The following is a 23,683-nucleotide window of genomic DNA, read 5'->3' on the forward strand; positions in this document are numbered from 1 at the left end:
GACCGCTTATTTACGCTTGTTCGACCTGCCGGCGAACGGATTGTCCGACGTGCGCAGCGCGATGCGGATCGGCACGCCGGGCATATCGAAGGCTTCGCGCAGGCTGTTGGAGAGATAGCGGACATAGGATTGCGGCATCGCATCGGGCCGCGAGCACTGGACAACGAAACCCGGCGGCCGGGTCTTGGCTTGGGTGACGTATTTGACCTTCAGCCGGCGCCCGGCCACGGCAGGCGGCGGATGGTGTGCCAGGATGCCTTCCAGCCAGCGGTTGAGCTTGCCGGTCGAGACGCGGCTGTTCCATACCTTGTGGGTCCTGATGACGGCATCCATCAGCTTGTCGAGGCCGCGCCCGGTCTCGCCGGAGACAGGTACGGCCTGCAGGCCGCGCGCCTGGGGAAGAAGCCGTTCCGTCTTCTCGCGCAGTTCGGCCAGAAGCTCCTGGGGATGGTCGATCAGGTCCCATTTGTTGAAGGCGATCACCGGCGCCCGCCCTTCCCTGATGATCAGGTCGGCGATCTGCAGATCCTGCTTCTCGAAGGGAATGGTGGCGTCGAGCACGATGATGACGATCTCGGCGAAGCGGATGGCGCGCAGGCCGTCCTGCACCGACATCACTTCGAGCTTTTCGTGAATCCTGGCCTTGCGGCGCATGCCGGCCGTATCGAACAGCTTCAGGCGGCGGCCATGCCAATCCCAATCGACCGAGATCGAATCACGGGTGATGCCGGCTTCCGGTCCGGTGAGCAGCCGTTCTTCGCCGATCAGCGCATTGATCAGCGTCGACTTGCCGGCATTGGGACGGCCGACGACGGCGATGCGCATCGGCTTGGTGTCGTCATAGGTGTGCTCGGCATCCGGATCGGCGATATCCTCGCCGATCAGCACCTCGCCGGCAGCGATCTCTTCGTCTTCGCCATCTTCGTCTTCGCCGAAGGCGCGCGCTTCGCCGAGCGCGCCGATCACGGCGTCGCGCAAATCGGGCATGCCCTGGCCATGCTCGGCCGAAACCGGGATCGGCTCGCCAAGGCCGAGCTCCCAGGCTTCCAGCATACCGCCCTGGGCGCCCTTCGCCTCGGCCTTGTTGGCGACCAGCACGACCGGCTTGCCGGACTTGCGCACGATCTCGGCGAAGGTCCTGTCATCAGGCAAAAGGCCGGATTTGGCGTCGATGGTGAAGAAGATCAGGTCGGCCTCGCGGATAGCGATCTCGGTCTGCGCACGCATGCGGCCGGGCAAGGTCGAGGCACCAGCGTCCTCGAAGCCGGCGGTGTCGATGACATCGAAATGCAGGTCGTAGAGCTTGGCGGCGTGGACGCGACGGTCGCGGGTGACGCCCGGCGTGTCGTCGACAAGCGCCAGCTTTCTTCCCACCAGCCGATTGAAGAGAGTCGATTTGCCGACGTTAGGTCTGCCGATGATGGCGACTTTGAAGGTCACGACGCACTGCCCGACCCGCGGATCAGCTCGGACATCAACGTTGCGCGCTCGCGGGTGTTGCGCGGGGCGCCGTCATCGGCGGCGATCTGGTCGAACAGTTTCAGCGCGTCCTGCGTCTTGCCTTCCTTCCAGGCGGAAAGGCCGAGCGCCTCGCGCGCCGTGTGGCGCAGCGTGTTGGTGTCGGATGTCAGCGCTTCGACACGGCTGGACACGTCGGCGAACGAGCCATGGTCGACGAGCAGCAGCGCTGCCCGCAGCCGCGCCATGTCGCGAATGCTCTGGGGAATGGCCGTGTCGGCGGCGACTTCGTCGAAATCCTTGACGGCGGCGGGAACGTCGCCCTTGTTCGCCTTGACGGTCGCGCCGCGCATGCGTGCGAGCAGCGGATAGGCGCCGTAGCCATCCTTCTCCAACTGATCGAGCGCGGTCAGCGCCTCATCGTTCTTGCCGTCATTGGCAAGCTTCAGCGCCTGCGAGAACGCATCGCCCGAGCGGTTGGCGCGCGTCTCGTCCCAATAGCGATAGCCGACGAAGGCTGCGGTGCCGAGCACCACGAGGATCGCAACGACAATCAGGGCTGGGCCAAAACGGTCCCACAGCGCCTGCGCCTGTTCGCGACGGATCTCGTCGTTGACTTCACGGATAAAACTGTCGTCGGACATCAAATCAAACCATTCCTGCCCGGTCGGGCCTTTGTCAGCCCGCGTTTTAGCGAAATTTTGCCGGCATGGAAGGGGTTCAACCGGAAAATCGCTATTGTCCGGGGCAAACGGATGTTTGCCCCGGACGAGCAGCCGAAGAGGCCCATCGCACCCGCGCCACATTTAGGCGATAGCCGGCTTGCAGACGTTCCCCGAGTTAAGATCAGATTTCCTATGCTTCGTCCGTTCCGCGTTGTTACGTTTTCGCTTGCCGCGCTCGTCACTGCCGGCGTGGCTCTGGCCGACCCGCCCGCGCCACCGGTGCCGGCAAAGCCCAAGCAGGTCGTCATCATCTCGTTCGACAGCGCCCGCGACATTTCGCAGTGGAAGCGCAGTCGAGCACTGGCTGAGCGCACCGGCGCACATTTCACCTATTTTCTGTCCTGCGTCTTCCTGCTGTCGACGGAAACACGCAAGGAATACACCGCACCCGGCAGAAGCGCCGGGAAATCCAATATCGGCTTTGCCGCCTCGAAACAGGAAGTCACCGACCGGCTCGAGCAGATCGGGCTTGCCGCGCATGAGGGCCACGACATCGCCAGCCATGGCTGCGGCCATTTCGACGGCAAGGACTGGAGCAAGGCCGACTGGCTGAAAGAGTTCGGTTCGTTCGAGCACATTCTCGAGAACGCCTATGCCATCAACGGCATTGCGCCCGAGCCTGAGGGCTGGCGCGATTTCGCACGGCATGCGGTTGTCGGTTTTCGCGCGCCGTATCTGTCGACGGGCAAGGCGCTCTATGAAGCGCTGCCGGCCGCCGGCTATCAATTCGACGCCAGCGGCGTCTCGCAGGGCCCCGCCCGACCGACGGCCAGCAACGGCGTCATGCACTTTTCGCTGCCGCAGATTCCAGAAGGACCGAAGTCACGGCCGGTGATCGCCATGGACTACAATCTCTATGTCAGGCATTCCGGCGGCTTCGAACGGCCAAGCCAAGCGGGCGAGTTCGCCAACCGGACCTATGATGCCTTCCGCGCCGCCTTCGACAAGCAGTATGCCGGCAAGCGCATTCCGCTGGAGCTCGGCTTCCACTTCGCGCTGATGAATGACGGCGCCTACTGGAACGCGCTGGAGCGCTTTGCCGGCGAGGTCTGCGTCAAGGCCGATGTCGAATGCATCAGTTTTCGCGATTATGTTTCGCGGCAGGATGCCGGCCAGAGGCAGGTCTCAGTCGGCGGCTGAGCCGCCAACCCGGTTCGTTTCCAACCTCGATCTTTAGGCCGGATCCTCAGCGCCCTGCCTTGCCAGATAGCGCTGGTCGATATCGGGCAGCGGCTCGCCTTGCAGCGTCGCCTCGAAGGCGCGCAGGCGCTTGTGGACCGATTGCAGCTCGACGATGGTCGACCAGGAGGTGAGCAGAAACTGCAGTGAACCGGTCACCTTGCCGAATGCGTTCGAAATCTGGTTCAGCGCGCCGAACGTGATCTTGTGCGCCACCAGCGAGGGACCGAGGATCAGCAGCGAGAAAATGTTGTCGGCCTGCAGGTAGGTGTAACGGACGACGTTGAAATAGATGTAGTGGAAATAGAGCCTGAAATAATTGTGGCGAACATTCTCGAACAGCTCGGCCGTGGTGGCCGGCTGGGCCCGGTCCGCGTGATCCTCGCCGTAGACGAGTTCCTTGCGGTAGGCTGCCTCAACGCGCTGGTTGCGGAACTGCAGCCCTGGAAGTTTCAGACCTGCAACCATGACCGAGATCGTCCCGAACAGACACCAGGCAAGGGCTGCGACAACCAATGGCTGTGGAATCGCGCCGATAATCGGCAACTCGGTGATATGGGCCTGCAACTGGATCATGACCGGCAGGAATGCGATCAACGTCATAATCGACTGGACGAAGCTGGAGCCGAGATCTTCCATGATCTGCGAGAACCGCATCGTGTCTTCCTGGATGCGCTGCGAGGCACCCTCGATGTGGCGTAGCCTGCCCCAATTCTCGACGAAGTAGTTGTTCATCGCCGTGCGCCAACGGAAGATCCAGTGACTGACGATGAAGGCGTTGACCACCTGCACATTCATGCCGACCAGGGCGAGCCACGAAAAATCAGCCAATCCGATATAAAATTCGCTGTTGGTCGACTTTCCAGTCCCCGACATCAGGCCCTGCACATAGTCGAAGAAAGGCCCATACCAGGCGTTGACCGCGACACTGACCTGCACATTGAAATAGATGAAGAACAGAATGACCGCGGTCATCAGGATCGACCAGCGTTGCCACGGATGCGGCGAATACCAGCTCCAGAATGCGTAGAAGACGAGCACGCAGAACGCGAAATAGAGATAGAACCAGAGGAACGGCTTCGATACGAGGATGGCGATGCCGATGATGGGCGGCGCGCCGGCCGCGGCGGGCGGCAATCCGAAAACCGTACCTAATTGTTCACCACCGAAGAACCAGAACAGGATCGCCGCAAGGCTCCAGACGGCGGCCGAAGTGAAGAACAGCTTCGGCTGCGGGAAAAAGGATACGAACACTGTGGCGAATTCCTCGATCTAGGCGCAAATCAGCTGACGACAGCGGGCATAAAGTCACACATTAGTGGGAAAGAAAATGCCCGTGCCCGATGCCCGGCACAGCAAGCCCACAATCATGGCGATTTTGGCGCAGCCGACCATGTGATGGCGCCGGAGACGACCAGCACGATCGCGGCTGTGATCGAGGCGAGGAAGAAATCGCCGGACATCTGCGCCAGAAACCCGGCGGCGACCGGCCCGATGATCTGGCCAAGGCCGAACGCAGCCGTCATCAGGGCGAATATCCGCCGCGGCGCGCTTGGCGCCTGCTGCCGGGCGGCCTGCAGGCCAAATGCGGTGATGGCGATGAAGGTGCCGCCGAGCAGCACGCCGGCAAGCAGCGGCCCGGTGGCTCCGCCGATGGCGACGCTGGCGGTGACGCCGGCAACTTCGATGAAGCACGCCAGCGCATAGGCGGCATAGAGGCCGGTCCGGGCCGCGATCTTCTGCCAGAGCCAGACTGAGGGAAAGCCCGCAAGACCGGCGACCATCCACACAATGGCCTCGAAGACGCGGCTGCCGCCGCCTTGCCGGACGATGGCGACCAGGAATGTCGCCGTCACCACATAGCCAAAGCCGAACAGGCCGTAGGCGACGATGACCTTGACCAACGACCGGTCCATCCGCAGTGCCGGCTCGCGGGTGACTTCGCCGTTGCCGAGCGGACCCTCATTGGCCAACAGCGCAACGAGGACGAAACCACAGGCCGAAATCGCCGCCGACCACAGCCAGCCTGCAGCCCAGCCCGAATGCTCGGCGACCAGCACCGCCATCATCGCCGCCGATGCCGCTATGCCGAGCCCGACGCCGCCGAAATGCCAGGCCTGCAGGTCGTTGCGACCGGCAGCCGCGATATGGCTGAACACGATGCTGGCCATGAAAACCATGACGAAGGCGCTGGCCAGACCGGCCAGAAAGCGGATGGCGAGAAAGGCCGCCATCGCTTCGGTCAGCCCCATCAGCGCGGCAAGGACCGTACTGGCGCCAAGCCCCGCCAGCATCAGCAGGCGCTCGCGCCCATGCGCCCAGCCGCCCGCCGCTGCCAACGCGCCGACGAGATAACCGAGATAATTGGCCGACGCGATCCAACCGGCATCGGCAGGCGACAGACGCAATTCCTGCATCATGCCGGGCAGGATCGGCGTGTAGACGAAACGGCCGATGCCCATGGCAACCGCCATGGCAATCATGCCGGCGAAGGCGAAACGCAGCGCTGTCGAGGTGGCTGATGTCATTGCACTGCACAATAAGTGCAGGGATTGCTGAAACAATCGCCATCTGTTGGGCCAGTGCGTGCGCGGGACGTGGTGCTCGCCTCGACTTTCCTCAAGCCGGAACGCTTGGCGCCTGCTCAGCAGCGGCCGCCGGCGTGCAACGGGGCCGTCTCGTGCACTGTCCGCCGTGCCGTCAGCCTGAACGGCACATCGCCCAGTTCGCGTTCCGACATGGTGTTCAGCACCGGATGCGAAAGCGGATCGGTCAGCCATCTCTGCGTTTCGCCGTCCGGGTGCGGCTCATACGGCGTACTCGCAGCGAAAAAGACCTTCAGCGACGACGACAAGATCCTCAGCATTTCCGGCTCCACAGGTCTGTCTCTTCCGATAAAATCCGCCGTTTCGACATGCCTTTCAATTGAGATTTCAGCCGGATCAGTTTAGAAAAACTCAATGGCCATGCTCAACCGCGTCCACCTCAACGGCCTGCGCGCCGTCGAAACCGTTGCCCGTCTCGGATCGCTGGCGGCGGCCGCCGGTGAGCTCAACGTTTCCGTCAGCGCCGTCAGCCAGCAGATAAGCCGTACCGAAAAACAGCTCGGCCAGGCGCTGTTCGAGCGAACGGCGAGCGGTCTGGTGCTGACCGAATTCGGCGCCGTCTTCGCGGGCCGCCTTGGTGCTGGATTTCGTGAGCTTTCCCAGGCCGTGGCGCTGGCCGACGAGGCTACGCAATGCACATTGGTGGTTTCGGTGGCGCCGGCCTTTGCCTCGAAGTGGCTGTTGCCCAGGCTATCTCGCCACTTCGACCGACATCCCAACGTGCTGCTGCGCATCGACGCTTCGGTGCGGCTGGCCAATCTCGATCACTCAGACATCGACATCGCCATCCGGCTTGGCGACGGCAAATGGCCGGGCGGGCGCACGGAACTGCTCTTGGCGCAGGAAGTCTTCCCGGTCTGCGCGCCGGCGATTGCCCAAAAACTGAAGTCGATCGAGGACCTTGCCCAGACCTGCGCGATCACCGACGAGCGAGCAATGATCAACTGGGAAAGCTGGTTCGAGACGGCCGGCGTCCCACCTGTCAGCTTCCTCAAGGGTGCGCGTTTCACCGACCCGATGCTGTGCCTGGAATCGGCGATTGCCGGCCACGGCGTGATGCTGGGCTGGCAATTGCTCGCCGCGGATGCGCTGGCCGACGGGCGGCTGGTGGCGCCTTTCGGTATCCGCGCCCAGAGCGGGCTCGGCTATTGGCTGGTGACCTCGTCCGTCAAGGCGGAAAGCCGCAAGGTCCGGGATTTCAAGGTCTGGATCAGGGAAGAGATCGAAGCAACCATGGCGCGGTTCGGGTCCGCAAACCCAAAACCCGCCGGCGCGATCGCGGTGGAAAGCGCCGCGCCGCCGCTCTATGGTAGGTCGGACATCAAACTACGACAGGCAGGATCATGACCACACATTCGCGCGGCGTTTCCGCATCAATCGACCCGGTGAAGCTCGACAGGCTGGCGGAAGTCGCCATCAAGGTCGGGCTGCAATTGCAGCCAGGGCAGGATCTGGTGCTGACGTCATCGATCGCGGCACTGCCGCTAACCAGGCGGATCGTCGAGCATGCCTACAAGGCCGGCGCCGGCCTGGTGACGCCGATCTTCAACGATGACGAGATGACGCTGGCGCGCTACCGCTTCGGCGCCGATGCGAGCTTCGACCGCGCCGCCGGCTGGCTCTATGAAGGCATGGCGAAGGCCTTCTCCAACAATGCGGCCAGGCTTGCGGTGCGCGGCGAGGATCCGTCGCTGCTCTCCGCACAGGATCCGGCGAAAGTGGCGCGCGCCAACAAGGCCAATTCGATGGCTTATCAGCCGGCGTTGGAAAAGATCACCGGCTTCGACATCAATTGGAACATCGTCGCCTATCCGGACCTCGCCTGGGCCAAACAGGTCTTCCCCGGCGATGCCGACGATGTTGCGGTCGTGAAACTCGCCGATGCCATCTTCGCCGCGTCGCGGGTCGATGTGGAGGATCCGATCGGCAACTGGAGGGCGCACAACGCAGCGCTGCGCAGCCGCACCGAATGGCTCAACGGCCATAATTTCCATGCGCTGCACTTCACCGGACCGGGCACCGACCTGACGGTTGGACTGGCGGACGGCCATGAATGGATGGGCGGCGCCTCGACCGCCAAGAACGGCATCACCTGCAACCCCAACATCCCGACCGAGGAGGTCTTCACCACGCCGCATGCGAGGCGAGTCGAAGGCCATGTCTCCTCGACCAAGCCGCTGTCCTACCAGGGCACGCTGATCGACGACATTTCGGTGCGTTTCGAAGAAGGCAGGATCGTCGAGGCCAAGGCATCGAAGGGCGAGGACGTGCTGAAGAAAGTGCTCGACACCGACGAGGGCGCGCGCCGTCTCGGCGAGGTGGCGCTGGTGCCGCATTCCTCGCCGATCTCGGCCAGCGGCCTGTTGTTCTTCAACACGCTGTTCGACGAGAACGCCGCCTGCCACATCGCGCTCGGCCAATGCTATTCGAAGTGCTTCGTCGACGGCGCCTCGCTCAGCCAGGACGAGATCGCCGCGCGCGGCGGCAACAAGAGCTTCATCCACATCGACTGGATGATCGGCTCGGACAAGATCGACATCGATGGCGTCCACAAGGACGGCGCCCGCGTGCCTGTCATGCGCAAGGGCGAGTGGGCCTGAGGGTTCCAGCCAGGAGGTGTGATGGCCTTCAAGATCGCGGTCAAGCGTATCTACGAGCCGCCCGCTGCCGATGACGGGCAGCGGGTTCTGGTCGACCGCATCTGGCCGCGCGGCGTCAGCAAGCAAGACGCCGCGCTGACGCTGTGGTTGAAGGACATCGCGCCGAGCGACGAGTTGCGCAAATGGTTCGGACACGAGGCGGTGCGCTGGGCGGAGTTTCAGGAGCGGTATGGCGCTGAGCTGGATGGGAATGGCGCGGCGGTGACGCAGTTGCGAGGCCTGCTGGGTAACGGCAAGGTGACGCTGCTCTACGGCGCGCATGACGAGGCGCACAACAATGCGGTGGCGCTGGCGGGGTATCTGCGCGGACGCTGAGATTTTATGGCGGTCGGCGGGACAGCGCCCCCCCTCTGGCCTGCCGGCCATCTCCCCCTCAGGTGGGGAGATCCGCTGTCATCATCTTCTTCGCAAATCCCGAACGTGACAGGAATGGCGGAGCGGCGAAGCTGCCAATCTCCCCACTTGAGGGGGAGATGTCCGGCAGGACAGAGGGGGGCGCCACGGAACACCGTGGACCGAGAGGCAGCTCTACTCCCCCACCGCCGCCTCATAGACATCAGCCTTGAACCCGACCATAACCCGGTCGCCTACCTCCAGAACCGGCCGCTTGATCATGATCGGCTTGGCCAGCATCAGCGCCTTGGCGCTCTTCTCGTCGAGACCCTGCTTTTCCTTGTCCGGCAGCTCGCGGAACGTCGTGCTCGCCTTGTTGAGCAGCTTTTCCCAGCCGACCTTGCCCGCCCAACCATCCAGCCGCTTCGCGTCCAGTCCCTCGGCCCTGAAATCGTGAAACCGGTAGGCTACGTCATGGCCTTCCAGCCAGACGCGCGCCTTCCTGACCGTGTCGCAGGTGGTGATGCCGTACATGGTGATCGTCAAAAGCGTGCTTCCTTGGCTGACTGTCGAATCCGTTCCACAGACTAAACCGCCCTTCCCGATTTGCCAGAGCCGTTGCCATATCTCCGTTCCACATGACGGCCAGGACAATGTCCTGGCCGTCTAACCTCCAGATCATGCAGCAGCGATGTGAGCCGGAAGCCGGGGGTCCGGCCTCAATAATAGAAGCGCTCTTCGGTGATCTTGCCGTTTTTGACCGTGTAGAGGCCAACTTCATCCATGGTGACACGCTCGCCGGTAGCCTTGGGCGTTATGTCGAACTTGAAGCGCACCGCGAACTGGTCGCCATTGACATAGGGGCCTTCGACAGAGCCGCCATGGACTTCATTGTTCTCCTGCCACCACTGGCCCTTCTGCCTGAGAGCCTCCTTGCCACGGGAGATGGCCATCGGCCCCTCCATGGCTTCGTAGCTCACGATATCGTCGGAATTGTACTTCTCGGCGGCAGCTTCGTTCTCGCCCTGCTTGAGCAGCTCGGTAAAATCCTTGGCAATTTCCGCGATGGTCATTTGCGTTCCTCCTGTTCAGACGCACTGCAAATAGGCAACGACTCGCTGGCCTGCCATCGTCGGACCACGGGGTAGCTGACAAGCCATGTCAGGATGATGGATATCGCTCGGAGTATGTGACGACGATGTGAGCACATCACATCGCGCTCAGCGGCCAACATTCCGGGAAAACGTACTTCTTCAGTCCGCGCAAGCTGTGCACAAGGACGAACTCTCGTGCAACAAAGCTGATTGGGCCCATAGGCTGTTTGGGGACAAGTTTTCGGTCATATGCAAGCGTCAGATGCGGAACGAAACCATCTGACGCCTTGAGGCCTTCGCGCAGCATTTCGACGCCGAGCTTCCTGCTCAACTCACAAACCGGTCCGTCATCGGCGAGAAGCACGAAAGGGTGTTTGGCTGGCTTGCCCCTAGTCGCCGGTCGGCCGGGAAAGCTACTGGCATAGCGAAAGGTAACCTCGAACGGGGCCATCGCAATGCGCCGTCCCGATCGGGCGGCCGCAAAAAGAATTTTGGACCGTAGCCTTTTGTAATCACCGACATGCTGCAGGCTAACGTGAAAACGCTCCGGTAGCAGTTGGTCGCCGGTTACCCCGCATTGGCCGCATAGCCGATTTTGACAATCGGCAAAGCGCGAATGGTCCTTAGACTGCAAAAACAAACCGAAGAACACGCGCTCGGGCCGTTTAGGCCGCCATGGCGGCTCTGGAAGTCCATAGTCGAATTCGCCTTGCAGATACATACGCACACGCCCGGCAAAGAACGCTCCTGTTTTGCTCCATTCCGGAACAAAACAGGAACGCTCTCCTTGAGTCAAGCCTGGAATCTATTCGAGCTCACGCCCAGCAGCCGATGATACCCTCGACCTCGAGGAAATCGTGGATCGCCCAGTTGGCCCCGGTTTTTAGAGTTCGATGAACTAACCTGGCAGCACTGGGCAGTTGGCGCCACGGCGCAGGCTGATATGCGCCACGTCGCCGACCTGGAAGCGAAAACCCTCGGCCTGGCGCGGCGCGTCGATGACGACAGGTGCGCCCTGCCCGAGTTCGGCATGCAGGCGCAGCGTGCGGCCGTGAAAGACGACGCTGTTGACGCGCGCCGGTGCGGTGCCGGGCGCGGCCTCGGTCATCGCCAGCAAATCCTCCGGGCGCACGCCGATGGTGCGGGTAGCGCCCTCGGCAGGTGCCTCGCCGGTTTCAGAAATAGCCTCCAGCGGCAGGGTGCCGGCGGTGAAACGCAAGCGATCGCCATCGCGGCCGACAAACCGTGATTGCAGGAGATTCATGGTGCCGATGAAGCTCGCCACAAACTTCGTGGCAGGCCGGTCATAAAGTGTGGCCGGCGGTGCGATCTGCTCGATGCGGCCCTTGTTCATGACGACGATGCGGTCGGAAATCGACAGCGCTTCGGTCTGGTCGTGGGTGACCATGACGAAGGTGGTGCCAAGCCGCGACTGCAGCCGCTTCAGCTCAACCTGCATCTGTTCGCGCAGATGCGCATCGAGCGCCGACAACGGCTCGTCGAGCAGCAGCACGCGCGGCTCGCAGACGATGGCACGCGCGAGCGCGACGCGTTGGCGCTGGCCGCCAGACAGTTCGGAGACACGGGCGCCAAGCTTGTCGGCGAGACCGACCATGTCGAGCGCTTCGCCGGTGCGCTTAGCCTGTTCGGCTCCAGACAGTTTGCGCAGCGACAGACCGAAGCCGACATTTTCTGCAACATTCATGTGCGGGAACAGCGCGTAGTCCTGGAACACGGTATTGACCGGCCGGTCGAACGGGCGAAGTGCCGTGATATCGCGGCCGTCTAGCAGCACCTTGCCGCTCGACGGGCTTTCGAAACCGGCGATGACGCGCAGACTGGTGGTCTTGCCGCAACCCGACGGCCCGAGCAGCGTGATGAACTCGCCGCTGATAATGTCGAGATCGACGGCGTCGAGCCCGACGATGCCGCCAGGAAAAATCTTCGAGACCGCCTGCAGCCGGACGAGTGGATCAGGCGCCATCGCGAACCTCGGACGGCTTCGTGGTGTTGACCCAGAGAATCTGGCACCGCTCGGCGCCCGGATTGCGGAAGGCATGCAAAAGCGTGCTCTTGAAGGCAAAGCTGTCGCCGGCCTTCAGCACGTACTTTGTCGAATCCACCACCAGTTCGACCTCACCAGCCAGCACGAAGCCGAATTCATGGCCGGCATGCGCATAGGCCTCGACCGTGCCGCCGCCGGCTTCCACCGTCACCAGCATGCCGGTCAGCGTCGCGCCCGGGGGTGACAGCAGCGCCTTGGCAATGCCTTCCGATTTCACCGGGATTTGCCGCCGCTTGTCGGCACGCACGCAATAGAGGTCGTTCGCCGTATCGCTGCCGTCGGCGATCAGCGCCGACGGCTCGATGTCGAGGGCGGCGGCGAGCGGCCAGATCACCTTGACGCGCAGCGAGGACATGCCGCGCTCGATCTGGCTCAATGCACCGATCGACACGCCGGCCTTTGCCGCAAGATCGGCCAGCGACAGCTTGCGCTCCAGCCGCAGCGCCCGCACCCGCCTGCCGACCCGCACATCGGCATCGTCCTTCGGCTTTTCAGCCGTTTCGTCCAGCATGTCCATGCGTTAGTCCTCGTTTGCTTTCCCTTCTCCCCTTGTGGGAGAAGGTGGATCGGCGCGCAGCGCCGAGACGGTTGAGGGGTGTTCCAGCGGAGTGAGACGCTGGTGTTCCCTGGAGCACCCCTCATCCGTCGCCTTCGGCGACACCTTCTCCCACAAGGGGAGAAGGGGGAGCTTTATCCCCCCGCCTTCACCTTCTCAAACATCTTGGCGAGGTCGTCATTCTGTTTCATCGGTCCGGTGAAGATGGTGGTCTTCAGCATCACCTCCGGGTCGGACGGCAGCTGCAATTTCTCCAGCTCCTCCTTCGGCACCGCCGCGAAGGCCGAACTGGTCGAGCTGCCATAGCCGTAGGCCTCGATCAGGTATTTGCCGGAATCCGTCTCCAGCCGGCTGTTGATGAAATCATAGGCGAGGTCGACATTCTTGGCGTCCTTGAGCATCACGAAGCCGCAGGCCCAGGTCAGCATGCCCTCCTTGGGCTTCATGAACTCGACCGGCACGCCCTGCTTCTTGAGCGAGGTGGCCGACGCGTTCCAGGTCATGGCGGCGACCAATTGGCCGCTGGCCAGCGCCTGTTCGACGGAGGTCATGTCGGTGGTGTAGTTGGAGAGCAGCGGGCGCTGCTCGCGCAGCTTCTCGGCCACCTTGTCCATTTGCTCCGGCGTCATGTCGAACGGATTGACGCCGGCGAGCAGCGCCGCCACGACAGGCGTGTCATGCACCGCGTCGATCGTCGCCATGCGACCGGCATACTGCTTGTCCCACAAAAGGTTCCAGCTCGCTTCCGGGTTCTTCACCAGATCGGTGCGGTAGAGGATCGAGGTGTTGCCCCAGTCCCACGGGACCATCCAGACCTTGCCGTCGCCAGCCTGCAGGTCTGGCAGGTTCTTGAACACCGGGAAGATCGAGTCCCAGTTCTTGATGCGCTTGGTGTCGATCGGCTGCAGCAGGCCTTCCTTGTTCCAGCGCGCCACCTTGTCATAGCAGGGATGCGCAATGTCGGGTCGGAAGCCGGCCTTGACCTTGGTGAAGGCGTCATCGTCGTCACCGAAGATCGAGGCCTCGACGCCATCGGGATGCGCGGCAAGGAAGCTCTTGTTGAAGTCGGGCAGTTCATAGCCCGACCAGGTGAAATATTGCAGTTTGTCGCCGGCGAAAGCGACGGTCGACGACAGCGCCAGCGCGAACGCCGTCAATCCAGCGCAAACAGTCTTTGCAGAGATCGATTTCAGGTCGAATGCCATTGCAGTTCTCCTCTCTTGGTTTGTTTTGGTTGTGATGGATCCGCAGGCTTTGGCGCCGTGGCGGACAAGCCGCGATGGCGCAGGATTTCAGCTGCTGCAGCGATGACGAAGGACACCGCCAGGATCGAAGTGCCCAGTGCCATCACCGTCGGCAGCGACCGGGGAAAACGCAGCTGGCTCCAGATGTAGAGCGGCAGCGTCGGCTCGGTGCCGGCCAGGAAGAACACGACGATGAATTCATCGAAGGAGATCAGGAAGGCCAGCATGAATGCCGAGACGATGGCCGGCAGGCTGAGCGGCAGCATGACCCGCCGGAAGGTCGTCCAGTCGGAGGCGCCGAGATCGAGTGCCGCCTCGCGAATGGTTTTCGGGACGGCGGCGAAGCGGCTGCGCATGATCACCACGGTCGTGGGCAGCGCCACCAATACATGGCCGAGAACGATGGCGACGCGCGATGGCCCCAGACCAACGAGGTTGATGAGGATCAGCAGCGATATGCCGACGATGACGCCCGGGATCAGGATCGGCAGCCTTGCGATGGCGCTGATGGTGGCGGCCAGGGGCGAGCGGCCGTAGAGGTCCATGTAGGATACGGTGATGCCGCACAGCGTCGCACCCGTGGCGGCGATGGCGCCGATGGCGAGGCTGTTCAAGAGTGCACCGGTCAGCGCCGAATTGCCGAACAGCGTCGCGTACCATTGCAAGGTAAAACCTTGCAGCGGAAACGCTGCCTGGATCGAGTTGTTGAAGGAAAACAGCGGGATCAGCAGCACCGGCAGATAGAGAAAGACCAAATAGGCGGCGACATACATGCCGAGCCAGCGGCCACCTCCCTGCGTGCGTGCAGTGCTCATGTGCGGCTGCCAAATCTGCGGTCGGCGAAGCGGGCGACCAGCACCACGCACAGGATGACCAGCATGACGGCGACGGAGAGTGCTGCGCCAAACGGCCAGTCATTGGCCTTGCCGAATTGCGCCTGGATCAGCGTGCCGATCATGGTGCTGGCCGGGCCGCCGACGAGCGCCGGAGTGACATAGTCGCCGACCGTCGGCACGAAGACGACGAGGGCTGCCGCCAGCACGCCCGGCATCGAATTGGGCAGCACGATCCGGCGGAAAGAGGTGAATGGCCGCGCGCCGAGATCGGAAGCGGCCTCGATCAGCGATTTCGGGATGGTGTCCAGCGCCACGTAGATCGGCAGGATGGCGAAAGGCGCATAGGCGTGCGCCAGCGTGACGACGACGGCGGCCGGCGTGTTGAGAAAGGCCAATGTCGGCTCGGACCAGATGCCGCTTTCGATCAGCGCCGAGTTCAAAACGCCATTGTAGGCGAGCACGATCTTCCAGGCGAAGACGCGCAGGAGATAGCTGGTCCAGAACGGCAGCGTCACCAGGAACAGCAGCAGGCCGCGCCGCCGGCCGGCGTGGAAGGCAAGGTAGTAGGCGACGGGATAGGCAGTGACGACCGTCGCCAGCGTGACCAGAGCGGCAATGATCAGCGAGCGCAGCGTCACCGTCCAGTACAGCGGATCGGACACCACGGTGACGAAGTTCGCGACGGTGAAACCGGCGCCGAGCAGCGAACCGTCATTGCCGCGGAAGGCGAGGAAAAGCACGAGGCCAAGCGCAAACAGGATCAGCAGCAAGGTGACCAGCGCGCCCGGCAGCAGCATGGCGACCCGGAAGCCCTGGGAAGACCGGGCCTCTGGCGCTGATGTGGCAACTAGGGTCGACATCGACCTGCCTATTGGAAATTTGAAATTGGCTTAGAGTTTTTCATATTCATGAAACTGTCAAGCAGAATCCCCTAACGGAGCCCCAAGGGGATGAAGCGCCCTGGTCAGCGCTCCAACGCATCGAGCAGGCGATACCAGGCGATGGTCGCGGCGACGCCGACCTGGCGGAAGGCGTGAAACGGGATCGGCCGGATCGGCGAGACCGGGAAAGGCAATTGCCTGGCGTCGCCACTTTGGAGGTAGCCGGCGATGCGCTCGCCAAGCGCAGTCATCAGGCCGACACCACGACCCTGGCAGCCGACCACGGCGAGCAGGCCTTTCTCCGGCTCGTGGATGTGCGGCAGGTGGTCCGGCGTCATCGCCACCCGGCCGAACCAGCGCTTCTCGATGGGAACGCCGGACAGCGAGGGATAGAGCCGTACCAGCGCACGCTCGAGATGCGCCCAGTCGCCGGCGCTCGTCGGCAGCGCCATGCGGCCCCGTCCGCCAAGCACCAGCCGGCCGTCGGCGCTCTTGCGGTAGTAGACGAGGATGCGCCTGGAGTCCGACACCGCCTGCCCTTCCGGCAGGATCGTGGCCGCCAGATTGGACGGCAGCGGCGCTGTGGCGATCTGAAAGGAATGCAGCGGCACGATCGTCTGGGCGAGACCGGGGATCAGACCGTCCGTATAGGCGTTTGTCGCCAGCACGACCGCCTTTGCCTGCAATTCCAGGCCATTTTCGATCAAAATACGCCAAACACCGGCGGCATTGGCGAGCCGCACGACCCTTTGGCGCTCTGCTATCCTCACGCCAGTCGCGGTCCCGACCCGGGCAAGTTCAGACGTGTAGGCGAGCGGATCGATCACACCGGCGCGGCGGTCGAGCCAGCCGCCGAGATACCCCTGTGCGCCAGTCCTGGCTGCGGTCTCCGCTGCGTTCAGCAACCGGACGTCGGCACCGCGCGCGTGCCATTGCCGGTCGCGGTTCGTCGCCGCCTTCAGCGCGGCCTCGGTGTGCGCCGCCTGGATCCAGCCATTTCGAACGAACGGCACCGCCAGATTCTCGTCGCGGATCAGCTCGAACACCGCGTCGGCGGTCGACGCCGCGAAATTGACAAGCGCCTCGCCGCGCTCCGGGCCAAAATGCTCCAGCAACCATTCCGGATCGTATTTCAGGCCGGGAATGACCTGGCCGCCATTCAAGCCTGATGCGCCCTGGCCGATCTCGCCGGCGTCCAGCACCTGCACCGACAGGCCAAGCCGGGCGGCATGCAAGGCAGTCGACAAGCCCATGATGCCACCGCCAACGATGGCGAGATCGACCCGTTCGCCATTCGGAAGCGATTGAAACGTGGAAGCTGCCTGCGGCCTGCGCCAGATGGGATCGGAGAATGCTGTCGCCAAGGGTCACCTGAATGCGCTGCGATTGGTGAAAATCCTAGTCAGAATTTCACAATTTTGAAAGAGCACCATGGCTTTCGCCTGTGGACTGCCGCCGAGACGACCGGAGACCCAGAGTTCCGATCGCCTGCGACGGGATAGACCTTTGACGGGAATCCGGTGAAAGTGCCACGCCGATCCGGCTAGCCCACATTGTCGATCACTTCACCACATTGTCGATCACTAAGAGGACAGAGCGCCATGACGAACCCGACCCACCTGCCCAGCGAGGGCCTTTTTGTCGGACGCGCCAGAAGCAGCGGTGCTGCATACCCGCTGGTCGTCACGGTTCGCGATGGCACGGTCTTCGACATCACCTCGCGTACGGCACCGACCATGCGCGACCTTTGCGAGATGGCCGACCCGGCTGGGCATGTCCGCTCGGCCGAAGGCAGACCGATCGGTTCGCTCGATGACATCGCCGCCAACAGTTTTGAAACCGGGCGCGATCCAGCAAAACCCTACCTGCTCTCCCCGGTCGACCTGCAGGCGGTCAAGGCATCGGGCGTCACCTTCGTCGTCAGCCTGCTGGAACGGGTGATCGAGGAACAGGCGCGTGGTTCGGCTGAAAAAGCCGATGCCATCCGCGCCGACATTGCCGGACTGATCGGCCACGACCTGTCGAAGCTGAAGCCCGGTTCGCCCGAGGCGATGGAGATCAAGGCCAAGCTGATTTCGCGCGGCGCCTGGTCGCAATATCTGGAAGTGGGCATCGGCCCCGATGCCGAGATCTTCACCAAGTGCCAGCCGATGGCCTCGGTGGGCTTCGGCGCCGATGTTGGGCTGCACCCGGTGTCGACCTGGAACAATCCGGAACCCGAGATCGCCATGATCGCCGCCTCCAGCGGCAGGATCGTCGGCGCCACTATCGGCAACGACGTCAATCTGCGCGACGTCGAAGGGCGTTCGGCGCTGCTGCTCGGCAAGGCCAAGGATAACAATGCCTCGGCCTCACTCGGCCCCTTCATCCGCCTGTTCGACGACAAATTCTCCATCGATGACGTCAAGCGCGCCGTCGTGCGCCTGAAAGTCGAGGGCGAGGACGGGTTCTCGCTGGAGGGCGCAAGCTCGATGGCCGAGATCAGCCGCTCGCCGGAGGAACTGGTCGCCGCGGCCATGGGGCCGCACCACCAGTATCCGGACGGGCTGGCGCTCTATCTCGGCACCATGTTCGTTCCATCCAAGGATCGCGGCGAGAAGGGCAAGGGATTTACCCACAAGGTCGGCGACATCGTCACCATCTCGTCGGAAAAATTCGGCGCGCTGGTCAACCGGGTGCGGCTGTCGCCCGACTGCCCGCACTGGACCTACGGCGCCAGCCACCTGATGCGGGAGTTGGCCAGAGCCGATCTGATCTAGCAACCGGTATCGTCGGCGCCCTGCCAGGGCGCTGCGGACCTGGTCCCGTGGGCCTGGGATGGTCGTCGGCGTGCCCTTGTCGGCGCAGGCCGCGTTCGCGCGACCGAAACAATCACACCAATTATCCGACAGTCGGAAAATCACCTCAACTGATGCAATCTGATGGGAGCGCTGATGACGCCCCGTCGGGCGCCCACTACACCTGCAGATGGAGGCCTGGCAGATGGAGGCTTGCCATCCGTCGAAAAAAGGGATGCTCTGACGCATCCGATCGGCGCTGGCAAAAGACGCAAAACAAGGGACGGATTTTGAACTGACGATCTACAAACGGGAGGAAATCAAATGCTGACACGGCTAAGACTCGTTCTATACGGCCTGTTGGTGGCGCTGATGGTGGTACCAGCAGCGGCACAGGCTAAGACGTTCTACTGGATTTCGCATGGCGGTCCGGCCGATCCGGTCTGGACCTACTTCCTAGCCGGCGCCAAGCAGTGGGCTAAGGACACCGGCAACACGGTCAACACCTCGTTCCACAACGGCGATGTCGCCTCGCAGCAGGAAGCGGTTCGCGCCGCCCTCTCCGCCAAGGCCGATGGCATCGTCACCACGAGCCCCGATCCGGGCAGCCTGATCGAGATCGTCAAGGAAGCGCGTGCGGCGAAAGTGCCGATCATCAATTTCAACACGCCTGATCCGAAAGCCGATTTCAACGCCTATGTCGGCGGCGACAATGTCACCTTCGGCAAGCATTGGGCACAGTATCTGGTCGACAAAGGCCTGGTGAAGAAGGGCGACTTCGTCTGGATGCCGGTCGAAATCCCCGGCGCCACCTATGGCGTGCAGGAAGAGGAAGGCATCAAGAGCGTCTTCGAGCCGCTCGGCATCACCTATGAAATCACGGAAGCGACGCTTGATCAGGCTGAAGTGATCAACCGCATGGTCGACTACCTCACGGCGAACAAGGCCAAGGTCAAGGCGATCATCGGCCTAGGCGACCTCGTCACCGGCTCGATCAAGCGGGTGTTCGACCAGGTCGGCATCAAGCCGGGCGAAATCCCGGTCGTCGGCTGGGGCAATTCGCTCGACACCACCCAGGAAGTGCTGAACGGCTATGTCAATGCCGGCCAGTGGCAGGACCCGCAGGCGACCAGCTATGTCGCGCTTTCGCTGGCCAATATGGCCGCCGGCGGCATTCCTCCGGGCTTCAACGTCATCACCGGCGCGCTCTATGAAAAAGACACCGCGCAGATCTACGACGATATCCTGTCCGGCAAGTAACATCCAATCTCAACAGTCGCGGCCGCCCAACGGTCGCGACTGGCTCTCCATTTCGCCGAGCCCTTCGCACGCGATGTGCAACGCTCAGCCTTCCACTCATGTCGCGGATTGCCTGTGGAAAATCATTCGCTCGTCCCACGCCTGATCGCACGGCCGGAATTCGGCCCTTTCGTGCTGCTCGTCGTCGAGATCGCCGTTTTCTGGAGTTTCAACCACGACTTCCTGTCGCCGCAGAACATCTCCAACACGCTGGCTTTCACGGTCGAGCTCGGCCTGATCGCGCTGGCGATGACACTGTTGATGACATCCGGCGAGTTCGACCTCTCGGTCGGCTCCCTGTTCGGCTTCTCGCCGGTCTTGATGTGGACCCTGTTCAACAGCGGCCTGACCTCGCTCGAAGTCGGCTTTGTCGCCGCGCTGCTGGTCGCCGCCTTCATCGGGCTGGTCAATGGCTGGTTCGTGACGCAGCTCAAGATCCCATCCTTCCTGGTGACGCTCGGCATGCTGCTGGTGGTGCGCGGCACCGCCCTTTTCGTCACCGACGGTTTTCCCCAGCGCACCTGGAGTGCGGAGGGCAGTTGGCTGGCGGAAGCGCTGGTCGGCGACTTCTTCATCGGCCCGTTCCGCATCTACATGTCACTGTTCTGGTTCATCGCCGCGGCGATCGCGCTCGGCTACGTACTGACGCAAAGCCGCACCGGCAACTGGATCCAGGCGGCCGGCGGCAACCCGAGCGCGGCGCGGGCGCGCGGCGTCAATGTCAGCGGGGTCAAGATCGGCCTGTTCGTGCTGTCGTCGGTCATGGCCTCGCTTGCCGGCGTCATCTCTTCGTTGCGCACGTCCGCCGCCAACCCCAACAGCGGTACCGGCTATGAGTTGGAAGTCATCGCCATGGTGGTGATCGGCGGTACCGCACTTACCGGCGGGCGCGGCACGATCATCGGCACCGTGCTCGGCATCCTGATCCTGCGCGTGATGCGCAACGGCATCGTGCTGATCGGCGTGCCTGGTCTTGCCTATAACATCTTCATCGGTGCCATCATCCTCGGCATGATGGCACTGCATTCATGGCTGGAACGCCGGCATCAGGCGGGGACTTGAACCATGGCCGAGCCACTGATCCGCATGACGAACATCCGCAAGTCCTACGGCCGCGTGCAGGCGCTGGAGGATGCCAATTTCCATGTCAATGAACGGGAGATCGTCGGCTTGCTCGGCGACAATGGTGCCGGCAAGTCGACGCTGATCAAGGTGCTTTCGGGTGCCGTTCCGCTGACCAGCGGCGATATCTTCATCCGTGGCAAGAAGGTGAGCCTGCGCAGCACCAGCGACGCCATCGCCCATGGCATCGAGACGATCTACCAGGACTCCGCACTGGTCACGCAACTGTCGATCGCCCGCAATCTGTTCCTCGGACGCGAGCCGATCAAGCCGCCGCGCTTCCTCAACCGGATGGACCAGGACGCCATGAACACGGTTGCCCGCGATTTGCTCAAACAGGTCGGCATCACGAAGAACATCCCGCCGACGACGCCGATCGGCTCGCTCTCCGGCGGCGAGCGTCAGGCGGTGGCGATCGCGCGCGCCATGCATTTCGACAGCGACCTGATCATCCTCGACGAGCCCACCAACAATCTGGGCGTCGCCGAAACACAGGGCGTGCTGAGTTTCGTGCGCAGCGCCCGCGATTCCGGCCATTCCTGCATTTTCATCGCCCACAACATCCACCATGTCTTCCAGGTGGTCGACCGCATCGTCGTCATGCGCCGGGGCAAGGTGGTCGCCGACGACATCGACCCGAAGACGACCAGCGTGGCGGAGGTAGAGCGGATCATCACCGGCATGTCGGACAAGGAAATCCGCGATGCCATCACCGATGGCAAGCCGTCGCACTGACTATCGGGTGATGGGCGGCAATCATCCGCCACCTCAGATCGCATCGCTTGTCTGACGCGCCACCGCATGGCGAACAGGATTGCAGCATGAAAGCCACCGTCTCGGATATTGCCCGCAATGCGGGCTGTGGGTAGCGGCATGAAAGCCACCGTCTCGGACATCGCCCGCAATTGCGGGCTGTCGACCGCAACGGTCGACAGGGTGCTGAACAACCGGCCGGGTGCGAGTGCGGCCAACCGCCAGCGCGTCATGGAGGCGGCCAAGCAACTCGGCTACCTGCCGGTCGCCGATCAGGTGACGCTGCCCTCACGGCCCGCCCACCTCGAATTCCTGCTGCCGATCGGCAGCAATGCCTTCATGCGCGATCTCGCCGGGCATATCGAGGACTACGCCGCGCGTCTGCCGCTTGTCGCCTCGTGCCGGATCCACAATCTCGCCGGTATCTCGCCGAACGCGCTGCAGAGCGCTGTCGAAAACCTGTCGCTCAGGGCCAATGGCGTTGGCGTGATCGCTGTCGATCATCCGCGTACGCGCAACATCCTGCGCGACATCGTCGAAGCCGGCATGCGTCTGGTGACGCTGGTGTCCGATGTTCCGACGGCACCGCGCGCGGCCTATGTCGGCATCGACAACCGGGTGGCGGGACGAACGGCGGCGCTGCTGATGGGACGCTTCCTTGGCGGCCGCACCGGCCATCTGGCGATGGTCGTCGGCTCACGTTCCTATCGCGGCCACGAGGAACGCGAGATGGGTTTCCGCTCGGTGCTCAATGAGGAGTTTCCCAATCTGACCGTCAGCAGCGCCGTCGAGATCAACGACGAGCCCGATGCCAGCTACACCGAGACCATGAAGGCACTGCACGACGAGCCGGAGTTGCTCGGCATCTATTGCGTCGGAGCTGGACATTCGGGCGTTGCAAAGGCGATCCGCGAGGCCAGGCCGAACCGCAAGCCGGTGTTCATCTGCCACGACCTGACCAAGGACACGCGCGGTCATCTCGTCGACGATCTCGCCGATGTCGTCATCTACCAGAATGCGCGGCTGATCGCCGAGCAGTCGGTCATTCGCCTGCTCGGCTCGATTGCCTCCTCCGCACCCTATCTGACGCGCAAGTTCATCGAACCGCGCTTGATCTTCAGGGAAAACGTGCCGGTGCAGTGAAGCAGGCGGCCTGCAAAAATGCCTGTTGCCGGATTTGTATGATAATTGGCACGGCAAATCTGCACAGCAGCTATGCAAGTTTCTTTGTTGCCGAATCGTTGGGCAACTCGTAGGTTCTGGTTGTCGGCCATCTACTCCTCCCAGATGCGATGCCGACGCTGAATGGGGTGCACCTCCTCCCGCGCCACATTCGAAAATCGAGCCCGCTGCCACCTCCTCCCGGCAGCGGGCTTTTTTCGTTTGGCCGACAGGGATGGCGGCACAGCGACACCAAAGCGCGCCCAGTCATCACGCGATGAATGGCGCACATTGACAGGCGACAGGTCACGTCAACCCGCGGCAGCGCCCCGGAACGAAACGATCAGCCCTTCGGCCATGCGCACGAACTGGGTGCTCGGACCCTCGGTACCCACGGTCTGCACGCTGACACGCGCGCCCTCGAACAGCAGCGACAGCGTATCGGCGAGCAGTTCGGCCTGACCAATGCCGGCATCCCGACATAGCGTCACAAGGCGCGCGCGCTGGGCTTCCTTGAGCTCCTTGATCACCAGCCTGGCCGGATGGTCCGGCTCGGTCAGCTCAGCGGCGGCGTTGGCCATGTCGCAGCCGCGGCCGTCCGCATTGAGCATGGCAGCCGCCTTGCGAACCCAGGCATGCAGCTGGGCAAGCTTATCACCAGGGAATTCGGCCTCGAATGCTTCCCACATAGCGCCGGCCTTGGCCGCATTGGCGCGCAGGCATTCGACGATCAGTTCGTCCTTGGATTCGAAGTGACGATAGAGCGTCATCTTGTTCGTGCCGGCAGCTTCGGTGATGGCGTCGACGCCGACGCCCTTGATGCCATGCTTGTGGAACATGTCGCGTGCCGTCTCCAGGATCCGATCCCGGGGACGAGAGCGCTCCACGATGCCGTCTGCCATCATGATCTCCTTTCGTTTCCAAAAAACCCTCG

At 62.9% G+C, this 23,683-nt stretch carries 24 protein-coding genes; 9 read left to right on the top strand and 15 right to left on the bottom strand.

The features are described from left to right. Nucleotides 1-6: 6 nt before the first annotated feature. The gene (der, locus tag AC0L2D_RS26880) at nt 7-1,440 is read right to left on the bottom strand and encodes a ribosome biogenesis GTPase Der (protein WP_013532848.1); all 1,434 of its coding nucleotides are present in this window, start codon (nt 1,438-1,440) and stop codon (nt 7-9) included. Beyond that, nucleotides 1,437-2,102 (bottom strand): tetratricopeptide repeat protein, encoded by a 666-nt coding sequence (locus AC0L2D_RS26885; protein WP_013532849.1) that lies wholly within the window; start codon nt 2,100-2,102, stop codon nt 1,437-1,439. Before AC0L2D_RS26885 ends, der begins: the two co-directional genes overlap by 4 nt. A 213-nt stretch (nt 2,103-2,315) precedes the next feature. On the opposite strand from AC0L2D_RS26885, the gene AC0L2D_RS26890 reads away from it, so the two are divergent. Then, nucleotides 2,316-3,323 carry a polysaccharide deacetylase family protein gene (locus tag AC0L2D_RS26890; protein ID WP_473543219.1) on the top strand — a complete coding sequence of 336 codons (1,008 nt, stop codon included), beginning with the start codon at nt 2,316-2,318 and terminating at the stop codon, nt 3,321-3,323. Nucleotides 3,324-3,356: 33 nt separating this feature from the next. On the opposite strand, the gene sbmA is transcribed toward AC0L2D_RS26890, so the two are convergent. From sbmA to AC0L2D_RS26905, 3 genes are all read right to left on the bottom strand, one after another. Beyond that, complete coding sequence (gene sbmA, locus AC0L2D_RS26895) at nt 3,357-4,616, bottom strand: peptide antibiotic transporter SbmA (protein ID WP_013532851.1); 1,260 nt, start codon at nt 4,614-4,616, stop codon at nt 3,357-3,359. A 113-nt stretch (nt 4,617-4,729) separates the two neighbouring features. After that, nucleotides 4,730-5,890 carry a YbfB/YjiJ family MFS transporter gene (locus tag AC0L2D_RS26900; protein ID WP_473543222.1) on the bottom strand — a complete coding sequence of 387 codons (1,161 nt, stop codon included), beginning with the start codon at nt 5,888-5,890 and terminating at the stop codon, nt 4,730-4,732. 116 nt (nt 5,891-6,006) lie between these two features. Continuing rightward, a complete protein-coding gene (locus AC0L2D_RS26905; RefSeq protein WP_024502627.1) occupies nt 6,007-6,228 on the bottom strand; it encodes a hypothetical protein in 222 nt (73 codons plus the stop codon). 94 nt (nt 6,229-6,322) lie between these two features. On the opposite strand from AC0L2D_RS26905, the gene AC0L2D_RS26910 reads away from it, so the two are divergent. Genes AC0L2D_RS26910 through AC0L2D_RS26920 form a run of 3 tightly spaced genes read left to right on the top strand, consistent with a single transcriptional unit; the run spans nt 6,323 to nt 8,943 of the window. Beyond that, on the top strand, nt 6,323-7,315 hold the full coding sequence (locus AC0L2D_RS26910; RefSeq protein WP_473543224.1) for a LysR substrate-binding domain-containing protein: 993 nt from the start codon (nt 6,323-6,325) through the stop codon (nt 7,313-7,315). Beyond that, nucleotides 7,312-8,568: an aminopeptidase gene (locus AC0L2D_RS26915; protein ID WP_127366022.1), complete on the top strand. Its 1,257-nt coding sequence runs from the start codon at nt 7,312-7,314 to the stop codon at nt 8,566-8,568. The genes AC0L2D_RS26910 and AC0L2D_RS26915 overlap by 4 nt, the downstream gene beginning before the upstream one ends. Before the next feature lie 21 nt (nt 8,569-8,589). Further along, nucleotides 8,590-8,943: a DUF488 domain-containing protein gene (locus AC0L2D_RS26920; protein ID WP_473543226.1), complete on the top strand. Its 354-nt coding sequence runs from the start codon at nt 8,590-8,592 to the stop codon at nt 8,941-8,943. A gap of 213 nt (nt 8,944-9,156) precedes the next feature. Here the strand turns inward: AC0L2D_RS26920 and AC0L2D_RS26925 are convergent, their stop codons facing one another. The 9 genes from AC0L2D_RS26925 to AC0L2D_RS26965 all read right to left on the bottom strand — a co-directional run bounded on the left by AC0L2D_RS26925 (nt 9,157) and on the right by AC0L2D_RS26965 (nt 17,001). Continuing rightward, a complete protein-coding gene (locus AC0L2D_RS26925; protein ID WP_473543228.1) occupies nt 9,157-9,507 on the bottom strand; it encodes an ArsC family reductase in 351 nt (116 codons plus the stop codon). A 173-nt stretch (nt 9,508-9,680) separates the two neighbouring features. After that, entirely contained in the window at nt 9,681-10,034 is a 354-nt protein-coding gene (locus AC0L2D_RS26930; RefSeq protein ID WP_013532858.1) for a nuclear transport factor 2 family protein, read from the bottom strand. A 136-nt stretch (nt 10,035-10,170) separates the two neighbouring features. Continuing rightward, nucleotides 10,171-10,776: a 2'-5' RNA ligase family protein gene (locus tag AC0L2D_RS26935; protein ID WP_063167639.1), complete on the bottom strand. Its 606-nt coding sequence runs from the start codon at nt 10,774-10,776 to the stop codon at nt 10,171-10,173. A 177-nt stretch (nt 10,777-10,953) separates the two neighbouring features. After that, nucleotides 10,954-12,039, bottom strand: coding sequence for an ABC transporter ATP-binding protein (locus tag AC0L2D_RS26940; protein WP_027164193.1), 1,086 nt, complete (start codon nt 12,037-12,039; stop codon nt 10,954-10,956). Then, nucleotides 12,029-12,637, bottom strand: coding sequence for a cupin domain-containing protein (locus tag AC0L2D_RS26945; protein ID WP_473543231.1), 609 nt, complete (start codon nt 12,635-12,637; stop codon nt 12,029-12,031). The genes AC0L2D_RS26940 and AC0L2D_RS26945 overlap by 11 nt, the downstream gene beginning before the upstream one ends. Before the next feature lie 173 nt (nt 12,638-12,810). Continuing rightward, nucleotides 12,811-13,881, bottom strand: coding sequence for an ABC transporter substrate-binding protein (locus AC0L2D_RS26950; RefSeq protein WP_024502621.1), 1,071 nt, complete (start codon nt 13,879-13,881; stop codon nt 12,811-12,813). After that, complete coding sequence (locus AC0L2D_RS26955) at nt 13,866-14,735, bottom strand: ABC transporter permease (protein WP_473543233.1); 870 nt, start codon at nt 14,733-14,735, stop codon at nt 13,866-13,868. The genes AC0L2D_RS26950 and AC0L2D_RS26955 overlap by 16 nt, the downstream gene beginning before the upstream one ends. Further along, a complete protein-coding gene (locus tag AC0L2D_RS26960; protein ID WP_013532864.1) occupies nt 14,732-15,616 on the bottom strand; it encodes an ABC transporter permease in 885 nt (294 codons plus the stop codon). Before AC0L2D_RS26960 ends, AC0L2D_RS26955 begins: the two co-directional genes overlap by 4 nt. 104 nt (nt 15,617-15,720) lie before the next feature. Continuing rightward, nucleotides 15,721-17,001 (bottom strand): NAD(P)/FAD-dependent oxidoreductase, encoded by a 1,281-nt coding sequence (locus AC0L2D_RS26965; protein ID WP_127366541.1) that lies wholly within the window; start codon nt 16,999-17,001, stop codon nt 15,721-15,723. A 237-nt stretch (nt 17,002-17,238) separates the two neighbouring features. Between AC0L2D_RS26965 and AC0L2D_RS26970 the strand changes: the two genes are divergently transcribed. The 5 genes from AC0L2D_RS26970 to AC0L2D_RS26990 all read left to right on the top strand — a co-directional run bounded on the left by AC0L2D_RS26970 (nt 17,239) and on the right by AC0L2D_RS26990 (nt 22,731). After that, nucleotides 17,239-18,396 (top strand): fumarylacetoacetate hydrolase family protein, encoded by a 1,158-nt coding sequence (locus AC0L2D_RS26970; protein ID WP_027163817.1) that lies wholly within the window; start codon nt 17,239-17,241, stop codon nt 18,394-18,396. 342 nt (nt 18,397-18,738) lie between these two features. Then, nucleotides 18,739-19,674, top strand: coding sequence for a substrate-binding domain-containing protein (locus AC0L2D_RS26975; protein WP_013532868.1), 936 nt, complete (start codon nt 18,739-18,741; stop codon nt 19,672-19,674). A 114-nt stretch (nt 19,675-19,788) separates the two neighbouring features. Next, nucleotides 19,789-20,775, top strand: a complete 987-nt coding sequence (locus AC0L2D_RS26980; RefSeq protein ID WP_024502616.1) for an ABC transporter permease — start codon at nt 19,789-19,791, stop codon at nt 20,773-20,775. A 3-nt stretch (nt 20,776-20,778) separates the two neighbouring features. Then, the gene (locus tag AC0L2D_RS26985) at nt 20,779-21,570 is read left to right on the top strand and encodes an ATP-binding cassette domain-containing protein (protein ID WP_473543237.1); all 792 of its coding nucleotides are present in this window, start codon (nt 20,779-20,781) and stop codon (nt 21,568-21,570) included. 138 nt (nt 21,571-21,708) lie between these two features. Continuing rightward, nucleotides 21,709-22,731: a LacI family DNA-binding transcriptional regulator gene (locus AC0L2D_RS26990; RefSeq protein WP_473543239.1), complete on the top strand. Its 1,023-nt coding sequence runs from the start codon at nt 21,709-21,711 to the stop codon at nt 22,729-22,731. A gap of 329 nt (nt 22,732-23,060) precedes the next feature. Here the strand turns inward: AC0L2D_RS26990 and AC0L2D_RS26995 are convergent, their stop codons facing one another. Beyond that, nucleotides 23,061-23,651 (bottom strand): TetR/AcrR family transcriptional regulator, encoded by a 591-nt coding sequence (locus AC0L2D_RS26995; RefSeq protein WP_013532873.1) that lies wholly within the window; start codon nt 23,649-23,651, stop codon nt 23,061-23,063. Nucleotides 23,652-23,683: the final 32 nt, after the last annotated feature.

It is taken from the genome of Mesorhizobium sp. WSM4833 (assembly GCF_055811095.1).

Bases quoted from the DNA above. Each gene is read 5' to 3' on its own strand.
- AC0L2D_RS26990 (WP_473543239.1), top strand. From the start codon at position 21,709: ATGAAAGCCACCGTCTCGGACATCGCCCGCAATTGCGGGCTGTCGACC.
- AC0L2D_RS26945 (WP_473543231.1), bottom strand. From the start codon at position 12,637: ATGGACATGCTGGACGAAACGGCTGAAAAGCCGAAGGACGATGCCGAT.
- AC0L2D_RS26940 (WP_027164193.1), bottom strand. From the start codon at position 12,039: ATGGCGCCTGATCCACTCGTCCGGCTGCAGGCGGTCTCGAAGATTTTT.
- AC0L2D_RS26900 (WP_473543222.1), bottom strand. From the start codon at position 5,890: ATGACATCAGCCACCTCGACAGCGCTGCGTTTCGCCTTCGCCGGCATG.
- AC0L2D_RS26970 (WP_027163817.1), top strand. From the start codon at position 17,239: ATGACGAACCCGACCCACCTGCCCAGCGAGGGCCTTTTTGTCGGACGC.
- AC0L2D_RS26905 (WP_024502627.1), bottom strand. From the start codon at position 6,228: ATGCTGAGGATCTTGTCGTCGTCGCTGAAGGTCTTTTTCGCTGCGAGT.
- AC0L2D_RS26935 (WP_063167639.1), bottom strand. From the start codon at position 10,776: ATGTATCTGCAAGGCGAATTCGACTATGGACTTCCAGAGCCGCCATGG.
- AC0L2D_RS26985 (WP_473543237.1), top strand. From the start codon at position 20,779: ATGGCCGAGCCACTGATCCGCATGACGAACATCCGCAAGTCCTACGGC.
- AC0L2D_RS26885 (WP_013532849.1), bottom strand. From the start codon at position 2,102: ATGTCCGACGACAGTTTTATCCGTGAAGTCAACGACGAGATCCGTCGC.
- AC0L2D_RS26995 (WP_013532873.1), bottom strand. From the start codon at position 23,651: ATGGCAGACGGCATCGTGGAGCGCTCTCGTCCCCGGGATCGGATCCTG.
- AC0L2D_RS26955 (WP_473543233.1), bottom strand. From the start codon at position 14,735: ATGAGCACTGCACGCACGCAGGGAGGTGGCCGCTGGCTCGGCATGTAT.
- AC0L2D_RS26975 (WP_013532868.1), top strand. From the start codon at position 18,739: ATGCTGACACGGCTAAGACTCGTTCTATACGGCCTGTTGGTGGCGCTG.
- AC0L2D_RS26910 (WP_473543224.1), top strand. From the start codon at position 6,323: ATGGCCATGCTCAACCGCGTCCACCTCAACGGCCTGCGCGCCGTCGAA.
- AC0L2D_RS26920 (WP_473543226.1), top strand. From the start codon at position 8,590: ATGGCCTTCAAGATCGCGGTCAAGCGTATCTACGAGCCGCCCGCTGCC.
- AC0L2D_RS26890 (WP_473543219.1), top strand. From the start codon at position 2,316: ATGCTTCGTCCGTTCCGCGTTGTTACGTTTTCGCTTGCCGCGCTCGTC.
- AC0L2D_RS26960 (WP_013532864.1), bottom strand. From the start codon at position 15,616: ATGTCGACCCTAGTTGCCACATCAGCGCCAGAGGCCCGGTCTTCCCAG.
- AC0L2D_RS26915 (WP_127366022.1), top strand. From the start codon at position 7,312: ATGACCACACATTCGCGCGGCGTTTCCGCATCAATCGACCCGGTGAAG.
- AC0L2D_RS26950 (WP_024502621.1), bottom strand. From the start codon at position 13,881: ATGGCATTCGACCTGAAATCGATCTCTGCAAAGACTGTTTGCGCTGGA.
- AC0L2D_RS26930 (WP_013532858.1), bottom strand. From the start codon at position 10,034: ATGACCATCGCGGAAATTGCCAAGGATTTTACCGAGCTGCTCAAGCAG.